3 protein-coding genes are annotated in these 2,072 nt (G+C 37.7%); 1 reads left to right on the forward strand and 2 read right to left on the reverse strand.

All coding sequences use genetic code 11. The features are described from left to right. Nucleotides 1-54: 54 nt before the first annotated feature. The gene (locus KCG35_RS24845; protein ID WP_215822542.1) at nucleotides 55-480 is read right to left on the reverse strand and encodes a hypothetical protein; all 426 of its coding nucleotides are present in this window, start codon (nucleotides 478-480) and stop codon (nucleotides 55-57) included. 96 nt (nucleotides 481-576) lie between these two features. Next, a complete protein-coding gene (locus KCG35_RS24850; RefSeq protein WP_215822543.1) occupies nucleotides 577-1,203 on the reverse strand; it encodes a hypothetical protein in 627 nt (208 codons plus the stop codon). Nucleotides 1,204-1,653: 450 nt separating this feature from the next. On the opposite strand from KCG35_RS24850, the gene KCG35_RS24855 reads away from it, so the two are divergent. After that, nucleotides 1,654-2,072 (forward strand): hypothetical protein (locus KCG35_RS24855; RefSeq protein WP_215822544.1); only part of this gene is annotated, 419 nt, incomplete at its 3' end.

Raw genomic sequence — 2,072 nt, forward strand, 5'->3', positions numbered from 1 at the left:
AAATGTCTGGGCAGCAGGTGCTTAACCCAGAAGTAGACTGACAACTGCTCCTTACTAAGCAAGATTTTCTTTCCCTCGATCTTCATAATTTGGCCATCCAAATAGACCATTAATTTCTTCAATACCAAGCTCACAATCATCATATTTATTTAATGATCCAAATGCACCTTCATCTCTTAATTTAAGTAGAGTTGTTTTAATAAGATTACCAATCATTATTGCACATTCATTTTCATCATAGTTTTCGAAAACACTAGGCCAATGGGGACGCGGCAAACAATTACCATCTAAGTTCATTGTCCATAAACCATCAGGACTTGCATTCTCCCTTGTATCGAAAAAAACGCAAACCATTCCTCCCTGGTCAAATTGGTAACCCAACTCAATAAATTTTATTTTGTTTTTATTTTTGTAATCAGTGATCCTATCTGAAATGTATTTACTGATTTCTGCTGTTTCTGTTTCTTTAGTAAACTGCATATAACTTCCATAAATATATTTGTCTATCACCGCAAACTACATCGAGCGTTTGAGAGTTCAGCTATGCAGCAACAATGCAACATAGCCTTGTCAGCTCTATTTTCCCTTTCCCCAGGCCATTGCAAATGGTTTTGACCAATACATTGATGGAAGAATCATAGTAGCCTCAGTTTCCATTGGATTGACCAAAATAGGAAACAATCCTCGTGACAGCTTTCGATCTGGAAGATGCTTTCTATGCACCATTATGCAAGTATACAGACATTCTATACCTCCAGTGAGGCTTTTTGGCACAACAAGCTTTAAATCTGTTACCATTTCATCTTCTAGCTTATCTGCAAAAATCTGAATCTCCTCATCATCAACTTTTTTACCCTTGACGGAGAAGAGACTACTCGCAGCATTTTTAAGAATACTCGGATTTCCATCTACTGATAAGTCTAAACTATAAAGAATTGCTGCAGGACAATCAGTGCGTCCGGATACAAAAAGATGTTTATTGGCTTGGACTACTGCCCCCCAGACAATATTCCCTCTTTTTAATAACGCCGCTTGATTATCAAATATTTCACTAAAACGCTGATCATTTGATGACTTTACCCACGAGGGCTTAGGCATCTTTCTCCACCAGATGTCAAACATTGACATTTCTCGAGGAGGTCTACCAAAGGAATGACGACACACTTCAATAATACGCTCAAATTGATTATCTACTTCTACCAAAACAAACCCTTAAATACTACCGAAAACTGAAAAACTAACTAATATTAAACGTCATTTTGACACCAATGAGCTTTATTGTAAGCAATAAGATACCTGCCATCTAGCAAATTGGCTAGATAGCTGCTTTATGTTCTGGTCTAATGCCATCGGACACTTAATTTTGAGACAGAACCATTATGTTGCAATTAGGACCAGCGGGGGCATTTGTGCAGAAACTTACGGTTTTGACTTATCTGCTTGATACCAAAGCGCAAATTTCTGTACAAACCTCACTTGATCATTTGAGGGACATAGATTAGTTGACGGATTCTGGAACAGAAAATAGCTCTTATTTCAGACTAAATAAGATGTTTCATAAACCCTCGTTTGTGAAACCGTAAAAACCTGTTCAAATGCCCCCGCTAGTCCATATAGAGCCAAATCAAATATCAGGAAACTGGACATGGCTTAATGAATCTTCCAGAAATATCTATGGAAAAACCGAAGAAAAACATTAACAGCAGAGGACGTATGACTCCTTCTAGTAAAGATAAATACGATAGGGCCATGAGAATTTATAATAACGAGTTGTCTAAAGCTAAAGAAAAGCAATTGATTGTAGAGCGAGAAGCAACTAGAAGAGTAATAATTGAAGCTATTAAGCAAGGCGATTTCGAGACTGTAGGGTTAGCAACACATAAGTTTGGCGATCTGTACGCACATACATACATCGATGAATTTAATAGAAGAGTTACATACACCATTGGTGCTGGTCATGCTCATACGGAGTTGGAAGGACATGCTCCGGACTATGTTAATCGAAGACAAAAACTTTTCAAAGAATTCACTGCTGATTATGTAGCAACCATAGCAAAAGCCTACGGAGCTTC

It is taken from the genome of Zooshikella harenae (assembly GCF_018837975.1).
GTDB classification, from domain to species: Bacteria; Pseudomonadota; Gammaproteobacteria; order Pseudomonadales; family Zooshikellaceae; genus Zooshikella; species Zooshikella harenae.

What these genes read in the sequence shown, in the direction of transcription:
- KCG35_RS24845 (WP_215822542.1), bottom strand. Translation starts at nt 480, where the DNA reads ATGCAGTTTACTAAAGAAACAGAAACAGCAGAAATCAGTAAATACATT.